Annotated in this window: 19 protein-coding genes; 5 read left to right on the top strand and 14 right to left on the bottom strand. The window is 72.5% G+C overall.

What is annotated here, in order from left to right; all coding sequences use genetic code 11:
- Positions 1–250 precede the first annotated feature (250 nt).
- The 7 genes from P2T62_RS22580 to P2T62_RS22550 form a co-directional block, all read right to left on the bottom strand.
- Entirely contained in the window at positions 251–736 is a 486-nt protein-coding gene (locus P2T62_RS22580) for an Lrp/AsnC family transcriptional regulator (RefSeq protein WP_276259284.1), read from the bottom strand.
- Positions 737–738: 2 nt separating this feature from the next.
- Complete coding sequence (locus P2T62_RS22575; RefSeq protein ID WP_276259283.1) at positions 739–1,104, bottom strand: nitrogen regulatory protein GlnK1; 366 nt, start codon at positions 1,102–1,104, stop codon at positions 739–741.
- Positions 1,097–2,509, bottom strand: coding sequence for an ammonium transporter (locus tag P2T62_RS22570; protein WP_276259282.1), 1,413 nt, complete (start codon positions 2,507–2,509; stop codon positions 1,097–1,099). Before P2T62_RS22570 ends, P2T62_RS22575 begins: the two co-directional genes overlap by 8 nt.
- Before the next feature lie 343 nt (positions 2,510–2,852).
- Positions 2,853–3,851 carry a porphobilinogen synthase gene (hemB, locus tag P2T62_RS22565; RefSeq protein ID WP_276259281.1) on the bottom strand — a complete coding sequence of 333 codons (999 nt, stop codon included), beginning with the start codon at positions 3,849–3,851 and terminating at the stop codon, positions 2,853–2,855.
- Between the two features lie 496 nt (positions 3,852–4,347).
- Positions 4,348–5,139: an endonuclease NucS gene (nucS, locus tag P2T62_RS22560; RefSeq protein WP_276261654.1), complete on the bottom strand. Its 792-nt coding sequence runs from the start codon at positions 5,137–5,139 to the stop codon at positions 4,348–4,350.
- Positions 5,140–5,320: 181 nt separating this feature from the next.
- Complete coding sequence (locus tag P2T62_RS22555) at positions 5,321–5,950, bottom strand: DUF6735 family protein (protein ID WP_276259280.1); 630 nt, start codon at positions 5,948–5,950, stop codon at positions 5,321–5,323.
- Positions 5,951–6,110: 160 nt separating this feature from the next.
- Positions 6,111–6,890, bottom strand: coding sequence for an SDR family NAD(P)-dependent oxidoreductase (locus P2T62_RS22550; RefSeq protein ID WP_276259279.1), 780 nt, complete (start codon positions 6,888–6,890; stop codon positions 6,111–6,113).
- 209 nt (positions 6,891–7,099) lie between these two features.
- On the opposite strand from P2T62_RS22550, the gene P2T62_RS22545 reads away from it, so the two are divergent.
- Both P2T62_RS22545 and P2T62_RS22540 read left to right on the top strand, forming a co-directional pair.
- The gene (locus P2T62_RS22545; RefSeq protein WP_276259278.1) at positions 7,100–7,645 is read left to right on the top strand and encodes a hypothetical protein; all 546 of its coding nucleotides are present in this window, start codon (positions 7,100–7,102) and stop codon (positions 7,643–7,645) included.
- Between the two features lie 142 nt (positions 7,646–7,787).
- Positions 7,788–8,624 carry a glycerophosphodiester phosphodiesterase gene (locus P2T62_RS22540; RefSeq protein WP_276259277.1) on the top strand — a complete coding sequence of 279 codons (837 nt, stop codon included), beginning with the start codon at positions 7,788–7,790 and terminating at the stop codon, positions 8,622–8,624.
- Positions 8,625–8,629: 5 nt separating this feature from the next.
- Here the strand turns inward: P2T62_RS22540 and P2T62_RS22535 are convergent, their stop codons facing one another.
- On the bottom strand, positions 8,630–9,955 hold the full coding sequence (locus P2T62_RS22535) for a D-arabinono-1,4-lactone oxidase (RefSeq protein WP_276259276.1): 1,326 nt from the start codon (positions 9,953–9,955) through the stop codon (positions 8,630–8,632).
- A 43-nt stretch (positions 9,956–9,998) separates the two neighbouring features.
- Positions 9,999–11,183 (bottom strand): alanine racemase, encoded by a 1,185-nt coding sequence (locus P2T62_RS22530; RefSeq protein WP_276259275.1) that lies wholly within the window; start codon positions 11,181–11,183, stop codon positions 9,999–10,001.
- A gap of 153 nt (positions 11,184–11,336) precedes the next feature.
- On the opposite strand from P2T62_RS22530, the gene P2T62_RS22525 reads away from it, so the two are divergent.
- Positions 11,337–11,546 (top strand): hypothetical protein, encoded by a 210-nt coding sequence (locus P2T62_RS22525; protein ID WP_276259274.1) that lies wholly within the window; start codon positions 11,337–11,339, stop codon positions 11,544–11,546.
- 149 nt (positions 11,547–11,695) lie between these two features.
- Here the strand turns inward: P2T62_RS22525 and P2T62_RS22520 are convergent, their stop codons facing one another.
- From P2T62_RS22520 to P2T62_RS22510, 3 genes are all read right to left on the bottom strand, one after another.
- Positions 11,696–12,403 carry a class I SAM-dependent methyltransferase gene (locus P2T62_RS22520; RefSeq protein WP_276259273.1) on the bottom strand — a complete coding sequence of 236 codons (708 nt, stop codon included), beginning with the start codon at positions 12,401–12,403 and terminating at the stop codon, positions 11,696–11,698.
- 115 nt (positions 12,404–12,518) lie between these two features.
- Positions 12,519–13,553: a two-component system sensor histidine kinase NtrB gene (locus P2T62_RS22515; RefSeq protein ID WP_276259272.1), complete on the bottom strand. Its 1,035-nt coding sequence runs from the start codon at positions 13,551–13,553 to the stop codon at positions 12,519–12,521.
- A 66-nt stretch (positions 13,554–13,619) separates the two neighbouring features.
- Positions 13,620–14,282 (bottom strand): helix-turn-helix domain-containing protein, encoded by a 663-nt coding sequence (locus P2T62_RS22510; RefSeq protein WP_276259271.1) that lies wholly within the window; start codon positions 14,280–14,282, stop codon positions 13,620–13,622.
- 128 nt (positions 14,283–14,410) lie between these two features.
- On the opposite strand from P2T62_RS22510, the gene P2T62_RS22505 reads away from it, so the two are divergent.
- Positions 14,411–16,411 (top strand): MutS-related protein, encoded by a 2,001-nt coding sequence (locus P2T62_RS22505; RefSeq protein ID WP_276259270.1) that lies wholly within the window; start codon positions 14,411–14,413, stop codon positions 16,409–16,411.
- Positions 16,412–16,436: 25 nt separating this feature from the next.
- On the opposite strand, the gene P2T62_RS22500 is transcribed toward P2T62_RS22505, so the two are convergent.
- On the bottom strand, positions 16,437–17,864 hold the full coding sequence (locus tag P2T62_RS22500) for a sulfatase (RefSeq protein ID WP_276259269.1): 1,428 nt from the start codon (positions 17,862–17,864) through the stop codon (positions 16,437–16,439).
- A gap of 51 nt (positions 17,865–17,915) precedes the next feature.
- Entirely contained in the window at positions 17,916–19,613 is a 1,698-nt protein-coding gene (locus P2T62_RS22495; protein WP_276259268.1) for a glycosyltransferase family 39 protein, read from the bottom strand.
- Positions 19,614–19,823: 210 nt separating this feature from the next.
- Here P2T62_RS22495 and P2T62_RS22490 point away from each other — a divergent pair, with 210 nt between their 5' ends.
- Positions 19,824–21,206 (top strand): glycosyltransferase family 2 protein, encoded by a 1,383-nt coding sequence (locus P2T62_RS22490; RefSeq protein WP_276259267.1) that lies wholly within the window; start codon positions 19,824–19,826, stop codon positions 21,204–21,206.
- Positions 21,207–21,224: the final 18 nt, after the last annotated feature.

Below are 21,224 nucleotides of genomic sequence, written 5' to 3'. Positions count from 1 at the left end.
CGGCCGGGTTTCGCCCCTCGCGCGCTACGTTCGTCCACTCCAGCGCGCCGTGGCGTCGTCGACAGGCGCTCCCCCACGCTGGCAGGCCCCTCGCGCTGGCAGTCCGCCCGTGGCTGGTGCTGTTCGGGAAGCGGCGCTGTCCGAGAAGCCGTCTCGTCCGTGAATCGGTACTGTTCGAGGCGTCGTGCCGGTTTCGGGTCGGGGTCGGGCGGTGCGCCGGTGTGGCGCACCGGCGGGGATCGGGCCCCGGTCAGTCCCCGTCACGGTCGCCGGCCAGGGCCTCTAGTGGCCCGTCCTCGACGACGGCGTGCCGGGCGAGTGCGACCCGGTGGGCCCGGACGCGAGGGTCGCTCGCGAGTTGGGTCGCGGTCCGCTCGAGCGCGGCCGCCGTGGGGAACCGACAGACCGCCAGCACGTCGAACTGCCCGCAGGTCTGGTAGACCGCGACGGCGGGCCCGTCGCGGAGGTCGTCGGCGACGGCGGTCCCGTTGCCGTGGTGGGTGTTGATCCGGAGGAGGGCCGTCCGGAGCCCGAGCGCGTCGTAGTCGACGAGCGGAACGTAGCCCTCGACGGCCCCCGCTCCCTCCAGCGCGGCCAGCTGGTCGGCGGTCGCGGCGTCGGCCGCGGTGACGGTGGCTCGGTCGTGGGGGCCGCCCCGCGTCGCGTCGACGGCCGGTTCGTCCTCTGGGTCGTCCGGCTCCTCCGACCCGCCGCCGGCGGAGTCGGTGTCGGCCACACCTACACCGCGTCCTGTCCGGTCACCCCGGTCCGGATCTGGTAGGCCTCCTCGACGGGCGAGACGAACACCTTGCCGTCGCCGGGCTCGCCGGTCTTGGCGGCCTCGACGATGGCCTCGGCGACCTCGTCGGCGGGGATGTCCGCCACGTAGCACTCGACCTTCACCTTCGAGTGCAGGTCGACGGTGTACTCCTCACCGCGCCACTGGCCCTTCTTCGCGGGCTGGCTCCCGCGACCGGAGACGTTCGTCACGGTGATGGAGGGGGCCCCGACGTCCACGAGGGCGGCCTTCACCTCACCCAGCATATCCGGGCGGATGAACGCCGTCACCAGCTTCACGCCGCCGTCGTTCGGGGCGTCACTCATCGTCGGTCACCTCCACGATGGCCGGGGTGGGTGTATCCTCGACCGACCCCCCGTCCGTGCGGACCTCCGTGCTGCCGGGCACGCTGCCGCCGTCGGCGACCGCGCGCTCGGGGCCGGAGTCGTCCGTGAACTCGGGGTAGGCGTGCATGCCGTGCTCGGAGGGGTCCAGCCCCGTGACCTCCTCCTCCTCGGAGACGCGCAGCCCGATGATCGCGTCGACGACCAGGAGCGTCACCATCGTACCGAGGACGGTGAACGTCCCGATGAACGCCGAGCCGGCGACCTGCATGATGAGCTGGTTGGTCGAGAAGCCGGCCACGTCGAAGAACGGGATGAGGATGGTCCCGATGAAGCCGGCCGACCCGTGGACCGCGAAGACGCCACAGACGTCGTCGATCTTCAGCGAGTCCACGACCCAGCGGTAGACGAACGGGGTCTGGATGCCGCCGATGATACCGATGACGAGTGCGCCCCACCAGCTGACGTGGGCACACGCGCCGGTGATGGCGACCAGGCCGGCCAGGAGGCCGTTGGCGCCGAACAGCGGGTCCGGCTTGCCCTCCCAGAGCGTCGTGGTCAGGGTGGAGAACACCATGCCCGCGCCCATCGCGAGGGTGGTGTTCAGCGCGACGCGGCCCAGCGCGGCGCCGTTGAACGAGCCGTCCGTCGTGAGGACGGTCGCCTGGGTGCCGACGTTGAACGCGTACCAGCCGAATGCGAGGATGAGCGTCCCGATGACCGCGAACAGGACGGAGTGCCCGGGGATGGGCTGTGCGTCACCGTTCTCGTCGAAGCGGCCCTTGCGCGGGCCGACCATGTAAGCGGCGGTCAGCCCGGCGATGCCGCCCATCGCGTGGACGACGGTCGCGCCGGCGAAGTCCTTGTAGCCGACGCCGAGTGCCTCACCCAGGAAGCCGGTCGAGGAGAGCAGCCCCGTGCCGCCCCAGGTCGACCCGGCGACGATGGGGTAGAGTATCGCGACCAGCACGAACGCGTAGGCCACGTACGCGCCGAACTTCATCCGCTCGGCGATGGCCCCGGAGACGATGGTCGCCGCGGTCATCGCGAAGACGGCGCCGAACAGCCAGCCGATCCACGCCGTCGGGTCGTTGATGTGGCTGAACGCGCCGGAGATGGAGAACTCGACGCTCGGTGAGCCGAGCATCCCCGCCATGGCGTACACCCCGGCTCCCGCGAGGAAGAACACCAGTACGCCCATCGACCAGTCGGTCATGTTCTTCATCACGACGTTGCCCGCGTTCTTCGCGCGTACCTGCCCGGCCTCCAGCAGCGCGAACCCGGGCTGCATGAAGAAGATCAGGAAACACACCATCAGCACCCACACCGCGTTGATGCTGTTCGCGATGGCGGTCACGTCACCCTGGAGCAGAATCGGTTCGATCATCACTCACTCACCTCGAACTTTGCTTCCGTTTCGTCCGCGTTTCCGCAGTATTTCCACGTCATCGTTTATCTCTGCGCACCGGATGCCAGTGGTCCTCCACTACATAAGGTTTGGCTTGATGATTCCGCCGTATTCGATGAGTAAGAGGACGAACGTCGAATATTGGGCAGGATATTAGGTGTATAATGCGGTCGTTCGTCGTGATATCCGGTCAATCGTTGCCACGATACCGACCGTTCGTCAACCGGCGGTGTGGTCGTTCGGGCGCGTTTATCCGGGTGCGCGCACCGTTCGGTCGAAAAATGCTGCCGGAAAACGTCGTTCGTACACGGTGCCGCCCGGCTCAGAGCCGGTCCGCGATGTCCTCGGCGAAGTAGGTGATGACGAGGTCCGCGCCGGCGCGCCTGATGGACAGCAGCGACTCGTACGCCGCCGCTTCGAGGTCGAGCCACCCCTTCTCGGCGGCGGCGTGCAGCATCGCGTACTCCCCGCTGACGTTGTACGCCGCGACGGGGTGGTCGAACTCCCGGCGGACCTCGCTCACCACGTCCAGGTACGGCAGCGCGGGCTTGACCATCAGCACGTCCGCGCCCTCCGCGGCGTCCCGGGCGACCTCGCGGCGCGCCTCGCGCGCGTTCGCGGGGTCCATCTGGTAGTGCCGGCGGTCCCCGAACGCGGGTGCGCCGTCGGCGGCGTCGCGGAACGGCCCGTAGAACGCGGAGGCGTACTTCGCGGCGTAGGCCATGATGGGCCGGTCCCCGTAGCCGGCCTCGTCGAGCGCCTCGCGGATGGCGGCGACCTGCCCGTCCATCATCCCCGACGGCGCGATCATGTCCGCGCCGGCCGCGGCCTGCGAGACGGCGACCGAGCGGTAGCGTTCCAGCGTCGCGTCGTTGCGCACGGTCAGGCGCGGGTCCTCGGCGGCGTCCGCTTCGAGGAGGCCACAGTGGCCGTGGTCGGTGTACTCGCAGAGACAGAGGTCCGCGATGACGTAGGCGTCCGTCTCGGCCGTTATCGCCCGGGTGGCGCGCTGGACGACGCCGTCCTCGGCGTCGGCGCGCGAGCCCTCGGCGTCCTTCGACTCGGGGATGCCGAACAGGATGACCGCCTCGACGCCCGTCTCCAGCACCTCGCGTACGCGCGTGACCGCCTCGTCGACGGGGACGCGCTCGTGACCCGGCATCGAGGGGATGGGTTGGCGGTCGTCCGTGGTGGCGTCGACGAAGACGGGCGCGACGAGGTCGCTCGCCTGGACGTCGGTCTCGCTGACGAGGCCCCGGACGCCGTCCGCCCGAAGGCGCCGGGGCCCGAGGCCGCTCCTGGGTGCGTCGTGGCCGCTCATACGCGTTCGTTGGCTGTCGGGGGCTAAGACGTGTCGGCTGCGGCCCGGACCCCTCGCGCTCTCTGACGGGTGCGGTCTCGGCGGTGGAGACAGCTACGAAGCCCTCGCGCTCTCTCAGGGGTGTGATGACGGAGACGGCTACGAAGCCCTCGCGCTCTCGACTCGGGGGCCTCGCTGCGCTCCTTGCGCGCCGGAGGCGCGCTGCGGTGCTTGCGTCGGCCGCCTTCGTCGAGCGCGCTCAGCGGTCGTCTCGCGAGCGGAGCGAGCGAGACCTCGTCGGAGCTTGCTCCGACGGTGCCCGGACGACGCAAGCACCGCAGGGAGCGAACGAAGTGAGCGACCGAGGAGCGCAGCGAGCCGCGGGGCCCTGAGCGCGCGAGGGCTTCGTAGGCGGCCCGCTGTCGTGGCCGTCAGCGTATGAAGTAGATGCTCCAATAACTCGAATAAATATGATATTGTGTGTCTAATATCGAAACTATCAAAATAGTGCTGCCATTCACGAGTTATCTGGCGGTTCCAGCGAGACGAACTCCAGGCCCTCCTCCGCCAGCAGCTGGCGCGCCCGGTCGGTCACCGACGGCGCGACCAGCACGCCCCGGACGTCGGCGTCCTCGTGGAGGTCGCGTCGGAGCGCGTCGACGTACCGGGAGAGCTGGCCCACCGCGTCCGGCCCCACGCGCCGGCGCTTCAGCTCCAGCACCACCGTCCGGCCGTCCGCGTCCTCGCCGTAGATGTCGACCGCGCCCGCGGGCGTCGAGCGCTCGGTCGCCAGCGGCGTGAACCCCGGTTCGACGAGTTCGGGGTCCGCGAGGATCCGCTCGCGGAGGTCCGCCTCCGTCCCCGTCAGCGCCAGCTCCTCCGGGTCGACCGCGTCGTACGCCGAGGCCTGCGCGACGCGGTCGAAGGTCACCTCCAGCTCCTCGGCCGGGGTCGTGCGCTCGCTCCGGACGCGCAGCCGGGGCTCGCGCGCCACGCCGTCCTCGTCCCCGCTGCCGTCCCCATCGTCGCCACCCGCGCTCGCGCTCCCGCCCCCGCCCCCGGAGGCCACCAGCGACGGCTCGACCGTACAGCCGGGGGGTTGCCAGTTCACCGGTTGCTGGCCCTCGTCCGTGTGGACGAGGACGCTCCCGTCGGGCTTGCAGACGAGCAGGCGGTCGCCGGGGCCGAGCGACGAACTCGCGCGGCCGTCGTACTCGACGCTGCAGCGGCCGAACACCGTGAGCAGGGCGTCCCGGGCGAGCGCACGCTCGCAGACCGCCAGCGCGTCCGCGGCCGTCGGCGCGACCACCGTCTCGACGCCGCGGCCGGTCACCGCGCTCTCGGGTGCCGGCGGGAGGTCCTCCTCGTCGGGGGCCTCGCCCGCCGCCGCTCCATCCTCGTCGGTCACTGCCGCCGTGTAGCGCCGCCCGGGTCAACCCCGTTACGGTCGCCGCCCACCCGGAACGGTCGGTGGCGACGGCCGGGTGGAATCAGGGTCCGGCGTCGCTCCGACCGGGCGCCCCGTCCGCGACGAGCAACCGGTCGGCGCCGACCCAGCGTGCGGCGGTCTCGCGGAGCGCCAGCCGCGCGGCCGCGGGTGCGATCCCGCCGTCGACGGCCGCGCCCAGGGCCTCGCGCGCCCCCGCGGCGCGCTCGCGGAGCAGTTCGACCGACCCCTCGACGGGGACCAGCACGCCGCCGCGTGCGGGGTCGACGCTCGCCCCGTCGATGGTGTCGGCCACGGGCGCGAGGTCGAACGGGACCGCGAGGAAGGTCGTGACCGCGAACGCCCGGTCGACGAGGTGCAGCGCCTCGTGGATGCCGAAGGCGACGTGAGCGGCGAGGTCGTCGCGGGGGACCCCGACGGCCAGCGGGGTCGGGTCGACCGCCGTCGCCGCCGCCGCGGGGACGCGCCCCGCGACCGACTCCGGGGCCGTCCCCGTGGCGACGAGCAGGTCGCGCAGGAGGCCGGCGGCCCACTCGGCCCGCGGGTCGGCGCCGCCGAACGGGGTCGCGGGCGCGAGCCGGTCGGCGAGGCCGTCGCCCGCGCCCCAGTGGGCGTAGTGGCAGTTGTACCGACCGTCGGGACGCTCGTAGGCGACGAGTCCGCGGTCGCTCATCGGTCTCCGTCGGCGGGGGTCGGATGGCGGGCTGGCACGGGACCCGTTGCTGCGGCTTCCGGTTTGAACTTCGCGTCCGGGGCGACGACAGCGCCGCGCCGAGCGTCGCCACTCGCTCTCGGGAGTTCGACCGGAAACGAAGGGGTTCGCGCCGTCGCGATTACGTGATCGAGAAGCCGCCGTCCACGACGAGGCCGTGCCCGGAGATCCAGGAGGCGTCCTCGCTCAGGAGGAACAGGATGGGCTCGGCGATCTCGTTGGGCTCGCCCAGGCGCTTCAGGGGGTACTGCTTCGCGGCCTTCTCCATCGCCTTCTCCGGGTCGCCCTTCGTCTCGAAGTACTGGCGCCCCAGCGGCGTGTCCGTGAAGCCCGGACAGACCGCGTTACAGCGGACGCCGGCGTAGCCGGCCTCGGCGGCCACCGCCCGCGAGAAGTTGAGGACGGCGCCCTTCGTCAGCGAGTAGACCGACTGCTGCGGGAAGCCCAGGAAGCCCGCCAGCGAGGAGACGTTGACGATGGCTGCGTCGCCGTCGCCCTCCTTCAGGTGCGGGAGCGTCACGTGACAGCCGTTCCAGACGCCCCGCAGGTTCACGTCCATCACGTACTCGAACGTGCCGTCGCTGACGTCCTCGACGTTGGCGGGCGGGTGGCCGGTGCCGGCGTTGTTGACGACGCAGTCCAGCCCGTACTGCTCGGCGGTCTCGTCGGCGACCTCCCGGAACGTCTCCTTGTCCGTCACGTCCAGCTTCTCGAACTCGACGATGCCGTCGGGGTCGGCCTCCCTGACCATCTCGACGGTCTCCTGGCCGCCGTTCGTGTCCACGTCGGTCGCGATCACGTTCGCGCCCTCCTCGGCGCACCGGATGGTCGTCTCGCGGCCGATTCCCGACCCCGCCCCCGTGATGAGGACGGTCCTGTCTGCGAGGCGTGCGGATGCCATACGCCAGTCTGTCGCGGGGGCGCCATAAATCGGTCCCCGGACGGTCGCCGTATCCGCGCGCCGTCCCGTGGTCGTCCCCGGGCGTGGGCGGGTGTCGCTTGTGTGCTTTCGTCCCGGCGACGGCGGCCGAACGGGCCACAGGCGGTGGCTGCGCCCGGGCGACGGATTATTGAGGGTGGCGCGCCCAGCACGGGCAACGAGGCCACGTGATGTCGAGCAACGACGGCGAGGAGGGGGCTGTCGACGCGGTCGACTTCGACAGTCTCGAGGACGAGGACCTCCCGGGGTGGGCGACCCAGGAGTCGTCGGTCCCGACCGGGGCGGCCGTCGAGGACTCCGCCGGCGCGGACCTGGGCGACACCCCGGGCTCCGGCGCCGCGGCCGCGCTCGCCGACACCGACGGGTTCGACGCCGTGGCCGCCCGCGACGACACGGCGGGGACGAGCATCGACCCCGACCTCGACGACGTCGACCCGATGGACGTGCTCGAGGCTATCGCCGGCCAGGAGGAGCCCCGGACCCGCTCGCCCGTCCCGGGCCGTGACCCGACGACGGTCGGCGCATCGTCACTGTTCCCCGATACCCGGACGGCCGTCGTCGTCCTCGGCGCGCTCCTGGCCCTGGGGGCCGCGGGTGGCTACCTCGGACTCGCCGCTGCCGGCCTCTCCTCGGCGGCGGCCGCGGGCATCGTCGCCACAACCGTTCTCACGCTCGTATTCGGCGCCCTCGTCGTCCGGTTCGACGAGCACGTCTGAACGACGCCGGGCCGACACCACCGTCGCCCGCCTCTCCCGAGTCCCGTCGCCGGGCGCCCCGACACCGCCGCCAGCGGCGTCTCCCAGACTGCGCCCTCGCCGGGCGCCCCGTTGAAGTCCGTTCCCGCCCGACCGGCGCGTGATGGCCAGCCCGACGCTCGTCGCCCATCGTGGCTTCGCCGGCACCGACCCGCAGAACACCGTCCGCGCGGTCCGCCGGGCCGGCGCGCACCCGGAGACGGGGATGGTCGAGGTGGACGTCCAGCCCGCCGCCGACGGGACGCCGGTCGTCATCCACGACAGCCGGCTCGACACGGCCGACGACGGCGGCCCTGGACTGACCGACGGGGAGGGTGTCGTCTGGGAGACGCCGCTCGACGAGGTGACGGCGGCCGAGGTGCTGGGTTCAGGCGAGACGGTGCCGACCCTGGCGGCGGTTCTCGACGCCTGCCCCGACGACGTGCGCCTCAACGTCGAGCTGAAGAACCCGGGCACGCACAACATCCGCCCGGGCACGAACCTGGACGACGACGCGCTCGCCACACAGCGCGAGGTCTGGCGGCCCTTCGTCGAGCGCGTACTCGACGACTGCGCGGCCGCCGCCGTGGACGTCCTGTTCTCCTCGTTCTGCGAGGCCGCACTCGCCGTCGCCGGCGACCTCGGCGCCCACCCGACGGCCGCGCTCACGCTCACGAACGTCGACGACGCCGTCGCCGTCGCCCGCGAGCACGACTGTGCGGCCCTCCACCCGCCGCTCGACGTGCTCCTCGCGGACGACCCGCGCGTGGACCCGTGGGCCGACCCCGGAGACGCCGGCGGCGTCCCCGACACGCGCGACACCGTGCTGGAGGCGGCGGCCGACCACGGCTGGGCCGTCAACGCCTGGACCGTCCGCGAGTGGCACGAGGCCTCGCGGCTGGCCGAACTGGGCGTCGACGGTCTCATCGCCGACTACCCGTCGGTGGTCGCCGGCGACTGACCGACTCAGTCGTCGTCCGCGGGCGCTGGCGTCTCGCCCCCCGACGCCACGCCGTCGGTCCCGAACACCCGGGCGAGGTGGTCGTTGAGGAACCGGCCGTCGGGGTCGAACTCCCGGCGCATGCGCTGGAACGTCTCCCACTCCGGGTACAGGTCGGCGAAGTCGTCGGCGTCGTACCAGTGGTGCTTGCCCCAGTGGGCCCGGGCATCGTACGGTTCCAGCGTCGCGGCGCAGTCCTCCAGGAACGCGCGGTACGGCTTGCGGTGGTAGGTGTGGCAGGCGAGGAACGCCGAGTCCCGACCGTAGGCCGGGGAGATGGGCAGGTCGTCGCCCGCGACGGTCCGGAACTCGACGGGGAACTGGACCCGGTGGTCCCGGACGGTCTCGCGGAGGGCCTCGAAGGCGTCGACCGCGTCGTCCAGCGGGACGCCGAACTCGCTCTCGTTGAACCGCACGTCGCGCGTCGTCGGGTACACCTCGTGCGAGGGCCCGACGGCCCGGCTCTCGTCGAACGTCGCCACGGTGGCGCGGTTGAGAGACGGCGTGGCGGCCCGCGGGAGCGCGGTCCCCAGCCGGCAGATGCCCTCCCACGCCAGGTTCTCGAACCGCTCCTCGTACGCGGGCGTGGGGTCGTCCGGCGTGTCGTCGGGTACCTCGTCCAGCGTCTTCATCCACGCCGTCCCGGTGTGGGGGAACCACCAGAACTCGAAGTGGTCGTGCTCGGCGCGGTGGCGGTCGATGTCCGCGAGCGCGTCGTCGATGTCCGCGGTCCAGGTCCGCTCCTCCAGTTTGTACGCCGGGCGCACGGAGAGGGTGACTTCGGTGACGACACCGAGCGTCCCGAGGGAGACGCAGGCCGCACGGAACGCCTCCCCGTCCTCGGGCGTGAGTTCGCGCGTGCCGCCGTCGGCCGTGACGAGCCGGAGTCGCTCGACCGTCGTCGCGATGACGCCGAACTCGTCGCCGGTGCCGTGGGTCCCGGTCGCGAGCGCCCCCGCGACGGACTGCCGGTCGATGTCGCCCATGTTCTCCAGCGCGAGGCCGTGCTCGGCGAGCGCGCGGTTCAGGTCGTGGAGGCTCGTCCCGGCACGGACGGTGACGGTCTCTGCGTCGGTGTCCACGTCGACGAGGCCGGTGTAACGCTCCAGCGACAGGAGCACGTCGTCGCTGGTCGCGACCGCCGGGAACGAGTGGCCCGCGCCCACGACCCGGACGGTGTCGTCGGGGCCGGCCGCCCGGAGCGCGCGCTGGATGTCGGCCAGCGTCCGCGGGTAGTGGACCGACGCGGGCTGGCAGGTCGCGCTGCCGGACCAGTTGGACCACTCCATCATCGGTGCGTCACCTCGCGTGCGCCGGGGCGTCCGGCGTGTCGGGTCACAGGAAACACGTCTCGTCACCTCGGTACGTGGGAACCGTCTCGACCACCTCGTCCCCGCGGACGAGGTGGAGTTCGCGGAACGACCGGCAGAGTTCGCCGGCCTTCGCGTGGCGCATCACGATGGGGTCGCCGTAGTCCAGGTCGACCGGGCCGTCGTAGCGCACCGGCGTCTGGACCTCACCGGCGCCCTCCTCGTCGAGCAACGCGGCGCCCTCGGGCAACTCGGGGGCCGGCGCCTTGTCCTCGCCCGGCGGGCCGCTGGCGACGTAGCCGCCGCCCCGGCAGGTGAAGATGGTCGGGTCGGGCATCCGCGTCACCTCGATGGCGTAGCCCGCCGCGGGTTCGTGCTGGAAGCGGTCGTACCAGTCGAACAGGCGGGGGGCGTAGAAGCCGCTCCCCACCGTCACCTCCGTCACCCACGGGTCGCCGACGGTGAACTCGACGCTCCCCGTGCCGCCGCCGTTGACCAGCGGGAGGCCGTACTCCTCGTCGAGCGCGCGGGCCACGTCCTGGCGGCGCTTTCGCAGGACTGGTTTCGAGCGCTCCTTCAGCCGCCGGATGACGGCGTTCAGCGCCGCCGAGTTCGACGGGTCCCGATCCGGGAGCCCGGCGATCTGCGCGTCGTAGCCCATGATACCCGCCAGGTCGACGCCCTCGGCGGCGTCGATGGTCGCCGCGAGGTCGAGCGCCGCCTCGGGCGAGCGGACGCCCGAGCGCTTCACGCCGAACCACTGGGTGAGGTGCTCGGTCGACATGTCCACGTCGATGCACAGGTCGAACACCACGTCGGCGTCGCGTGCGGCCGCCGCGGCTCGCTCGACGTGCTCGGCGCAGTCGGCCATCAGCGTCACGTCCGCACCGTCGGCCACCGCGTCGGCAGCGGGGTCGAGTTCGTCCCGGGAGAGCACCGGATACGCCACCAGCAGGTCGTCGAAGCCGTGCTCGTGGAGGTACGCGGCCTCGCGGCCGGTGTAGCACATCAGGCCGCGGATGCCGGCGGCGTCGGTCACGCGATCCAGTATTTCGCGACACCGCACGGACTTCGAGGCGACCCGGACCCGGGTCCCGGCGCCCCGGTCCTGCACCGTCGCGACGTTCGCCGCCAGCGCATCGAGGTCGACGAACGCCGCCGGGAGCGGGACATCCGCCAGCGCCGTCCGGTACGCGTCGTACGTCTGCACGGGCTATCCGTTGGCGCCACTCCTCCTACCCGTTTCCCCCGCTATGGACGGCATCTCAAGTCCCTCGCTGTCGGGCCGGACGGGACCCCCCCCGCCTGCACCGCCGTTCTCGAATCAGGGGAGGTTTAGTGCCGGCGGACGGGTTCCCTGGTGATGACGGCCGCCCTCAGGCTCCAGCTGTTCGGCATCGCACTCATCCTCGTCGGCGGCCTCAACAGCGTCGTGGAGGCCGTCCAGGGGTACTCGGTAGGCGGGGCGATCGTCGTGATGGCCGGACTGCTCGTGGTCCTCCTCGGGCTGGTCGGCCCGCTGTTCCGGCGGAACGAGCGAACCGAGCCAGCAAGCGATTCGAGTGGCCGGTAGTTCGACGGTCGGCGGCCCCTCCGGCGGTGCCGGCTCCGATGGCGAGTTACTCCTCCCCGCGGGCGCGACCGCTCCGGCACCCGACCGTCCCGCCCGGGCGGTTCCGGTGCCCGCGGCCGAGACGATGGACAGGGGCCGAACCGGTGCCGTCACTCGTCGTAGCGCAGTGCCAGCGAGTACATCCGGCCCGTCGGGTCCTCCCCCTCGGCGGCCAACCGTTCGGCCCGTTCGAGCAGCGGGTCGGCGAGCTCGTCCGGGACGGCCGTCGCGGCCCGCCGCGCCGCGTCGGCGTGCGCCTGCATATGTTCGTGGGTCCACGGCACCGGGTCGAGCAACGTCGCTGTCCGCTCGTGGATCCACCCGTGGCCGGTGAACAGGGCGCGGAGTTCCTCCGCCGGGTGGAACACGTAGGCCGGTCGTGCCCGGGCGAGCTCCGCCAGTGCGTTCTCGACGGCGTACAGCCGCCGGATCCGGGAGTCGGGCGGGTGCGGGTCGTAGTCGTCGAGCACGAGCCAGCCGCCGGGGGCGACGACCCGCGTCAACTCGGTGGCGACCGCCGCGGCCGTCTCGTTCGGCAGGACGTTGAACAGTCCGTGGGCCAGCACCACGTCGATAGTGTCGTCCGGGAGCGGGACCGCTCGGAGGTCGGCCTGGAGGGCGCTCGCGCCGGGGCAGCGCTCACGGACCGTCCGGGCGTGGTCGGCCTCGTCCGTCACGGAGTACACGGTCTCCGCGCCGGCGGCCAGCAGCCCGGCCGTCCCGTTGCCGACCCCGGCACCGGCCTCCAGGGCCGTCGCTCCCTCGACGGGCACGTCCGCGAGCGCATCGGTCACGGTGTCGGGGATGGAATCGGGCATGGTTCGAGTACGGGTCGCGGACGGAAAACCGATGTCCCGAGCGGTACTTCGCGAGGTGGGCTCCCGGCCGGTTGGCCCCGGCCGCGGGACGGTGCGGTGAGCGAGTGGTCGCGGTTCACTCGACGAACTCGATACCCGTGACCTCGAAGCGGGCGCCGCCGCCCTCGCCCTCGGTGACGGCCACGTCCCAGCCGTGGGCGCCGACGACCGTGCGCACGACCGAGAGGCCGAACCCCGAGCCGTCCGGGTTCGTGGTGTAGCCGTGGTCGAACACCCGCTCCCGCTCGGTCTCGGGGATGCCGGGGCCGTCGTCGGCGACGAAGAACCCGTCCTCCATCGGCCCGACGACGACGGAGACGGCCGCGCCACCGTGCTCCGTAGCGTTGCGAAGCAGGTTCTCGAACAGTTCGACGAGGCGGTCCTCCTCGGCCATCAGCCGTGGCACCGCCACGTACTCCAGGGTCGCCCGGTCGTGCATCGTCCCCTCGCGGGCGACGGCCACGACGCGTTCGAGGTCGACCGGTTCCGGGTCCTCGACCACGTCACCCTGTCGGGCGACCCGCAGGAGGTCGTCGATGAGCCGCTCCATCCGGTCGGTCGTCCGGCGGATCTCCTCGATGTGCTCCGGTTCGCCGGTCTCCTCGTACAGCTGGAGCCGGCCGGTGATGACGTTGAGCGGGTTCCGGAGGTCGTGGCTGAGGATGTCGGTGAACTCCTTGAGGCGGTCGTTCTGCCGTTCGAGCATCCGCTCGTACTGCTTGCGATCGGTCGTGTCCTGGCAGACGACGCCGTAGCCGTGGAACGCGGCGTTCTCGATGGGGGAGATCGCACAGGTCGCCCAGAACACCTCCCCGTCGGCGCGGACGTGCCACCCCTCCGCCTCGACGGGGGCGTGGCGGGCCTCCGAGAGGAGGTCCGCCACCTCGTCGGGGGCCGTCCGCTCGTCGGCCCAGAGCGTCCGGAGCGGTCGGCCGACGAGAGCCTCGTACGTGTACCCGTAGAGTTCCGTCGCCGTGGCGGGCCAGGACTCGATCTCGCCGTCGGGGTCGCACATGAAGATGGCGTAGCCCGCCATCCCACCCGTGAGGCGTTCGGCCCGTGTCTCGCCCCTCACCCGGTCGTCTCCGTGGCGCTCTTCTTCCATCGGCATCGGATCATCACCGGCGGTACCAACGCTACCAACCAGCATAGGTATGCACCAGTTACCCACCGTCCTTTATCTACTCCCGTCGGGCTGGAGCGGTGACGGGGCGACGACGGTGTTGCGGACGAGCGTCTCGTGGCCGCGCTGGAGTCGGTCCGAGAGTGCCTGCTGGGAGATGTCCAGGTCGGCCGCCACGTCGGCGAGGGTGGCCTCGCGGGGCTTCCGGTAGTAGCCCAGCTCCCAGGCCGCGAGGATGGCCTCGCTCTGCTTCGGCGTCAGGCCGTACTGGAGCCCCGAGGGGGGCGAGTCGAGGTCGGTCAGCGAGCGGACGGTGAAGGAGACGCCCGCGTCGGCGAAGCGGTCCCGGAACGCCGCGAGCGCGTCGCGGTCGGGGAACTGGACGCGGAACACCCAGCCCTCGGCGGTCCCGACGGTCCCCAGGACGGAGGCCCGCAGGTCAGCGTACCGCGCCTCGACCGCGTCCGCCCAGGCCACCCGGTAGAGCCGCACGTCGGCGAACCTGCCGACGAGCGTCACGGCCGAGACGGAGCCGTCGGCCAGGAGCGCATCGTGGAAGGCTGACAGGTCCTCGGCCGTCGCCCAGAAGTACGGCGTCAGCACCTCCCGGGTGATGGTGACCCGGACGAGCTCGACCCGGGCGCCCGCCGCGTGCCCGAGGGCGTCGGCCAGGGCGAACTCGCCGACCGGGAGATGGAAGCGGGCGAAGACACTCACACGGGCCGTAGCCGCCCGAGAGAGATATACTCTCGCGCCCTGGCCTCAGGTAACGACGCTCCCGCGAGGCCGCCCGGCGCCGCCGGGACCCGCTACCGTTTTGGGCCGTGCCGACGCCCAAGCCAGCAATGGACGTACGCGAGGTGCCGGGCGTCGGCGAGAAGACCGCCGACCGCCTCGCCGAACTGGACGACCCCGAGGCCGCCCTCGAAGCGGGCGACGTGGCCGCCATCGCCCGCGCGCCGGGTATCAGCGACGGCCGCGCGGCCCGCATCGCTCGGGCCGCCATCCGGCATCGCCACGGCGACGACGGCGAGTTCCTCGCGACCGACCGCGCCCGGGAGCTGCACCGCGACGCGCTCGACCTGCTGCAGGACCGCGCCGTCACCGACTACGCCGCCCGCCGGCTGGAGACGCTCTACCCCTCCGCGAGCGAGTCACGCATCGCCGAGGTCCGGGAGTTCGCCGAGCGCGCGATGGCCCGCGAGCCCGACCCCGAGGTGCTGGAGGCGCTCTCTGGCGTCGAGCCGCTCGAACAGCCCGGCGACGTGCGGGTCCGGGACCGCTGTCTCGCGACGAGCGACGCCGAGACGTACTCGGCCGCACGGGACGCCATCCCCGAGATGAGCGTCGAACTCGTCGACGACGCGCGCGCCATCGCCGAACTCGCACGGGGCTACTCCACGGTCGTCGTGCTGGACGAGCAGTTCGCCGGCGTCGAGGTGGAGGGCGACGTGCGCGTCGAACCGCGGGCGCTGGAGGACCCGGCGAGCGTCGTCCCCGAGCGGACACTGGCCTTCTTCGCACGGAACCGCGACCCGCTCCGGGCGGCCGCCGCCGTCGCCCGGACCGCCGACCTCGACGTGCCGCTCGACCCGGACGCCCTGGAGGCGGCACTGGCCGAACTCAACGAGGACGGCACCGTCGCGGGCGACGAGCAGCTCCGGCGGCTGGTCGACGCCGTCGACGACCTCGACGCCGCGGTGTCGATGGCCGAGAACATGGCCAACGACCGCCTCCGCGAGGCCATCGAGGACCAGGACGTCACGGTCGAGGGCGCGGATCTGCTCTCGCTGGTCGAGCGCGGCGCGGGCGTCGACTCGCTGCTCGAACGGGAACTCGCCGACGAGTACGCCGCCGCCGTCGATGCCGCCCGCGACCACCTCGTCGACGCGCTCGGGCTGGAGGACTACGCCGACCTCGCCCGGCGGGCGTTCGGCGACGACCCGACCTTCCCCGTCGAGCACGACGAGCGCGCCGTCTCCCGGCTCCGGGAGGAACTCACGGCGGCGCGCGACCGCCGCGCCACGGCGCGCAAGCGCGACCTCGCCGAGCGGCTGGCGGACCTGCGCGACCCCGCGCACGAACTCGTCGACGCCGCACTCGAACTGGACGTCGAACTCGCCGTGGCGCGCTTCGCCCGCGACTTCGACTGCACGATGCCGACCTTCGCGGCGGACGGCGACGGTTTCACCATCGAGGGCGGACGGTCGCCGCTGCTGGACGTGCCGTTCGACGCGGTCGAACCCGTCGACTACGGTGTCGCGGGCGTGGCGCTCCTCTCGGGGGTCAACTCCGGCGGGAAGACCTCGACGCTGGACCTCGTGGGGCTGACGGTCGTTCTCGGGCAGATGGGCCTCCCGGTCCCGGCCGAGCGTGCGGAACTGGAGCGGTTCGAGGCGCTGCACTACCAGGCCAAATCCCAGGGTACCCTCGACGCGGGCGCGTTCGAGGCGACGCTGCGGGAGTTCGGCGACCTCGTCGCCGGCGAGGACCGCCGGCTCGTCCTCGTGGACGAACTGGAGTCCATCACGGAACCCGGCGCCTCGGCCGTGATCATCGCGGGCATCCTCGAGGCGCTCGCCGAGGGCGACTCCACGGCCGTCTTCGTCTCGCACCTCGCCGCCGAGATCCGCGCCGAGTGCGCCATCGACGTGACCGTCGACGGCATCGAGGCCGTCGGCCTGGAGGACGGGGAACTCGTGGTGAACCGGTCGCCGAGGAAGAACCACCTCGCGCGCTCGACGCCCGAACTCATCGTCGAGAAGCTGGCCCGGGACGGCGCGAACGGCGACGGAGCGTTCTACGACGACCTGCTCGCGAAGTTCGAGGCCGGGGACGGGGAGTGACGCGCGCTGCCGGGACGCCCCGCGCTCAGAGGTCGCGGTCCCGGTACCCCAGCCGCGCCAGCCGCTCCTCGACGGCCGTCGAGGGCTCGTGGCGGTCGTCGTCGCCCGCCGTCGTGTCGAGGTCGGCCAGGTGGTCGTCGATGGCGGCCGAGAGGTCGGGCGCCGGCTCGTCGACCCGCTCGGCGGTGCTGGTCCCGAGCCGGTAGCCCGTCTCCGTCCCGTCTCGGGTGCCGTCGGGGGCGAACAGCCGCCGGACGACCTGCCGGTCGCCGTCGATGGCGGTGACGTGGTACGGCGTCGCCTCCGGGTTGCCCCGATAGGCGAACACCGTCCGGTCGCCGTCGGCCGGCAGGGCGAACACGGAGCGCCCGACGAGCCGGTCGTCGCCCGGGAGGCCGGCCCCGTCCAGCAGCGTCGGCACGAGGTCGACTGCCGAGACCGGCGTCCGGACCTCGTCGGGACGCTCCCCGCCGCCGCGGTCGTGGACGAGACAGGGGACGTGGACGAGCGACCCCAGCGGCGGGCCGCCGTGCCGGAGCAGCCCGTGCTCGCCGAAGGCATCGCCGTGGTCCGAGCACAGGACGACCAGCGGGTCGTCCAGCGCCTCCAGCCCCTCGAACAGGCGCCCGAGGTGGCGGTCGAGGTACGCCGTCTCGCCGTGGTACAGCCGCCGGAAGTCACGCATGTCGGTGTCGCTCATGGCGTCCGGGTCGTTGCCCTCCGAGCGGCGCATCAACTGGACCGCGCGCCGCCGGGAGACGCCCTCGGAGACGGTCCCCTCGCGCGGGAGGTAGGGGACGTGCGGGTCCATGTAGTGCAGCCAGCAGAAGTGCGGCCCGTCGGCGCGGCCGAGCCAGTCGAGGGCGCGGTCGGTCAACTCGGCCGCGGCGGTGTACGGCTCGCTGCCGGCCCACATCGAGAGCCAGCGGGCCTCGCCGTATCCCCGGCGGAGCGCGCGGGCCGGCAGGGAATCGTCCGGGAGTCGGCGGGCGAGCCGCTTGAGCCGGGCGACGGGGCCGGCGGCCGCCCCGGCCGCGTCGGTCGCCTCCTCGCCATCACCGTCGTCCGCGTCGTGGCGGCCGGCGACGGCCGCCGGGTCGTGGATGCCGTCGTCGAAGTGGTCGAAGCCGCGCTCGTAGCCGGTGCCCAGCGAGAGGTAGCCGACCGAGTGGAAGGCGCCCGTCCGGTAGTCGGCGTCGGCGAAGGCTTCGGCGACGTGGGGCCGCCCGGCCAGCGACTCCTCGCCGCCGTACGCACGGGGGCTGGTCCCGGTCAGGATGCCGGGGAACGCCATCTTCGTGTAGCTCCCGACGGAGAACGCCCGCGTCGCGACCGTCGTCGCCGGGTGGGCCGCGAGCGAATCGAGGGCCGGCGTGTCGGGCGCCCGGTCGGCCATGAACCCGACCGTGTCCGCCCGCAGCGAGTCGACGGTCACGAGCACCACGTCGCGCATCGGCCGGACGGAGGCGTGGCGAGCGGATAGTCCCGGCGAAGCGCCCCGGCCTCAGAGCAGGTGGTTCCGGCAGTCGAACGCCGACCGCGAGGGGAGCGAGCCGTTCGCGACCCCGCGCTCGGCCGTGGTGCGGCGCTCGTAGCGGGTCACCTCGATGGAGACGTACGACCCGTTCCACGCCGGGCGATGGGTCTCCCGGACGATGTCACGGAGGCGGTGCTCCTCGCGGTCGGAGACGTGCGCCAGGACCGTCCAGACGGTCGAGCGGTTGCGGACCGCCCGTGCGACGACCGCGGGTGGGGTCTCGCTCACCCCCATCGCCGACTCCACGTCGATGACGCCCCTGACCGCGAGGTCCTCACGTTCCCGATAGCGGTCGTAGCCGAGCCGCATGAGACAGCCATCCACCAGGACGAGGTCCCCCGGGTCGGCGCGTGACTCGACGGCGCCGACGGCCTCCTCCCACTGGTCCTTCCCGTCGGTCGTGTGGTAGGCCGCGACCGAGGGGACCAGCGAGCAGACGAGCACGAGCGCGAGCGCCGCCCGGAGCACGAGTGCGAGGCGGCGGCGCCCGCCGTCCGTGGCCGTCACCGTCCCGGTGTCGGTCGACCGTCGGGCGGCGAGCCACGCCGCCGCACGGTCGGTCAGCCACACGCCACCGTGGGCGACCAGCAGGTAGCAGGCCGGCGCCGCCGGCAGCGCGTACCGGTACCAGAACACCGGCGTCAGGAGGTGCGAGGCGGCCACGAGGACGGCGACGGGGACGGCCGCCCAGCACGCGAGGAGGAGCGTCGCGCCGACCCCACGCGTGGGGGGGCGGCGGCCCATCGCGGCCACGGCGAGCCGGGTGAACGCGGCGACGGCGAGGAGCGCGAGCAGGGCGCCGACGGCGACACCGACGCCCGGCGTGGGCCACGACCCGAAGAAGGCGAGCAGGGAGCGGGCGACCTCGTCGACCCCCGGGCGCGAGAGGTAGGTCAGCTCGAAGCCGACGGCGAACTCGCGGGCCGCCGCGACGACCAGCGGGACGAGCGCCAGCCCGACGAGGGCGGGCGCACGCCGGTCGCCGGCGATGCCCGGCCACTCGCTCGAACGGCGGCCGCGAGCGTCGAGCCGGGCGGCGAGCGCGAGGTAGGCGAGTCCCCCCAGCACGCCGAGGCCACCGAACGGGTGGACGTAGGCCGCGCCGGCCGCGGTGACGACGTAGCCGGCCGCCCAGCGCGGCTCGTCGCGCCGCAGCAGGCAGTAGTACGAGGCCACGGTCAGGGCGGTCAGCATCGCGTACATCCGGGCCTCCTGGGCGTAGTAGAGCTGTATCCGCGAGCCCGCGGTCAGCGCGAGCGCGAGCAGGCCGACGCGGCGGTCGAACAGCCGCCGCCCGACGCCGTAGACGAAGGGGAGCGTGGCGACGCCGAACAGTGCCGAGAGCGCACGGAGCGCGGCGTCACCCCGCCCGACGACGCCGGCCCAGAGGTCGAGGAGGACGTAGTACGGTGGGAGGTGCGGCTGCTCGCGAGGGACCACCGTGACCAGCTCCAGCGGGCCGGACCGCTCGATCAGGGTGGCGGTGATGGCCTCGTCGATCCAGAAGCTCTCGGCGCCGAGCCCGTACAGCCGCAGCGCGACGCCGGCGGCCGTGACGAGCGCGAGCGCGAGCGCGTGGGCGGGCTGTGCGCGCGCCGCTGCGGCGGCCCGCCCCCAGCAACGGGCGAGCCACCGGCGCGCACGGCGGCGTGTGAAGCGACCCATCCGGGTGGACCCGAGGCCGGCACACCCATGAACGACGCGGAACGGGGCTGCCATCCCCGGTGTGCCGGCCGATATCACGGGACGATGCCTCCGGTGGGTGCCAGAGCCGGTCGGCGTCGTGGCGGCGCATCCCGGGGAAACCGACGCGGAGAGCGTACTCTCGGGGTCGTATGAAAACCACTATGGGCCGCGACGGAAATATCAACGGCAATGAAAGTCAAGACGGCGGATGCGGCCGGCGTCTCCCTCCGCAAGGCCCTGGTCTACGGCCTGACGGCAGCCGCGCTGGTCGGTGCCCTCACCCTCCCCGCGCTGGTCTCCGTCGCCTACGAGCGGACCCTCCGGACGGTCCTGCTGGTGCTGCTGCTGGGACTCGTCGGTCGGACGTACCTCAGCTCGCTGCTCGCGTTCGCGCGGACCGAGCCCCCGGGTGACCTCCCCGACGACCTGCCGCTGGTGAGCGTCGTCATCCCGGCGTACAACGAGGAGCCCGTCCTCGCGGACACCATCGAGGCCGCGCTCGCGCTGGAGTACCCGCGGGAGCGCCTGGAGATCGTCGTCTGCTACGAGGCCGACTCCACCGACCGCACGGGCGCCATCGCCGAGCGCTACGGCGCCGAGTACGACGCCGTCAAGGCCGTCGAGCGGGACGAGCCCGGCGGCGGCAAGGCCAAGGCGACCAACTACGCGCTCCAGTACGCCACCGGTGACCTCATCGCCAGCATCGACGCCGACCACGAGTTCGCGCCCGACGCGGTCTCCCGTGCCGTCCGCTGGTTCGAGTCCGACGACGAGATCTGGTGCGTGAAGGGCCGGTGCTACGGCCGGAACCCCACCGATTCGTTGCTCGCGCTCCACGCCACCATCGAGCGCCACATCGCCGAGCTGGCGGACCTGTTCGGCCGCCAGGTGTTCGGCGGCTTCACCATCTTCGGCGGCGGCCAGGCCTTCTTCCGGGCCGAGATGTTCGATGAACTCGGGATGTTCGACGAGGACGTTCTCGTCGAGGACATCGATATGTCGGCGCGCATCCACGCCCACGGCAAGCGGCTCCAGGTCGACCCCTACATCCTCACCTTCGAGGAGAACCCCGCTACCCTGTCGGGCTGGTGGAGCCAGCGCTCGCGCTGGGCCCGCGGCTGGATGCAGGTCGCGGTGCGCCACCTGCTTCCGCTCTCGCGCAACGACACCCTCGACCGCCGCCAGCGTGCCGACGCCATCTACACCTTCAGCTACGCGCTCCTGCCGGTCCTGCTCGTCCTCGTGGCACCGCTGTTCGTCCTCGACCAGTTCGTCCTCGACAGCTCGACCTGGCTCCCCTTCGACGACTACCTCTGGACCGCCATCGGGCTGGGTCCGGTCGTCTGCTCGTACCTCATCTTCGCCCGCGACTGGCGCGAGGGCTACTCGCACCACCCCGTCGAGTACCTCGCGGCGTTCACGCTCTGGTTCTACTTCTTCTTCCAGAGCATCGTCTACGTCGTCGCCTTCCTCGACGAGTTCGTCTTCGACACCGAGTCGGTGTACGTCACGACCTCGCGGTCGGGCGCGCCCGAAGCGGAGCCGGAGCAGTCGCCGACGACCGACGACTAGCACGAGCGCCTTCGCGGT

The sequence above is a fragment of the Haloglomus litoreum genome (assembly GCF_029338515.1).
GTDB lineage: Archaea > Halobacteriota > Halobacteria > Halobacteriales > Haloarculaceae > Haloglomus > Haloglomus litoreum.
Note: the sequence above shows the minus strand (reverse complement) of the source record. Positions and strands in the feature narration are given on the sequence as shown.

Coding starts and splice junctions, on each gene's coding strand:
- P2T62_RS22575 (WP_276259283.1), bottom strand. CDS start 1,104: ATGAGTGACGCCCCGAACGACGGCGGCGTGAAGCTGGTGACGGCGTTC.
- P2T62_RS22570 (WP_276259282.1), bottom strand. CDS start 2,509: ATGATCGAACCGATTCTGCTCCAGGGTGACGTGACCGCCATCGCGAAC.
- hemB (WP_276259281.1), bottom strand. CDS start 3,851: ATGAGCGGCCACGACGCACCCAGGAGCGGCCTCGGGCCCCGGCGCCTT.
- P2T62_RS22555 (WP_276259280.1), bottom strand. CDS start 5,950: ATGAGCGACCGCGGACTCGTCGCCTACGAGCGTCCCGACGGTCGGTAC.
- P2T62_RS22550 (WP_276259279.1), bottom strand. CDS start 6,890: ATGGCATCCGCACGCCTCGCAGACAGGACCGTCCTCATCACGGGGGCG.
- P2T62_RS22545 (WP_276259278.1), top strand. CDS start 7,100: ATGTCGAGCAACGACGGCGAGGAGGGGGCTGTCGACGCGGTCGACTTC.
- P2T62_RS22540 (WP_276259277.1), top strand. CDS start 7,788: ATGGCCAGCCCGACGCTCGTCGCCCATCGTGGCTTCGCCGGCACCGAC.
- P2T62_RS22535 (WP_276259276.1), bottom strand. CDS start 9,955: ATGATGGAGTGGTCCAACTGGTCCGGCAGCGCGACCTGCCAGCCCGCG.
- P2T62_RS22525 (WP_276259274.1), top strand. CDS start 11,337: ATGACGGCCGCCCTCAGGCTCCAGCTGTTCGGCATCGCACTCATCCTC.
- P2T62_RS22520 (WP_276259273.1), bottom strand. CDS start 12,403: ATGCCCGATTCCATCCCCGACACCGTGACCGATGCGCTCGCGGACGTG.
- P2T62_RS22515 (WP_276259272.1), bottom strand. CDS start 13,553: ATGCCGATGGAAGAAGAGCGCCACGGAGACGACCGGGTGAGGGGCGAG.
- P2T62_RS22505 (WP_276259270.1), top strand. CDS start 14,411: ATGGACGTACGCGAGGTGCCGGGCGTCGGCGAGAAGACCGCCGACCGC.
- P2T62_RS22500 (WP_276259269.1), bottom strand. CDS start 17,864: ATGCGCGACGTGGTGCTCGTGACCGTCGACTCGCTGCGGGCGGACACG.
- P2T62_RS22495 (WP_276259268.1), bottom strand. CDS start 19,613: ATGGGTCGCTTCACACGCCGCCGTGCGCGCCGGTGGCTCGCCCGTTGC.
- P2T62_RS22490 (WP_276259267.1), top strand. CDS start 19,824: ATGAAAGTCAAGACGGCGGATGCGGCCGGCGTCTCCCTCCGCAAGGCC.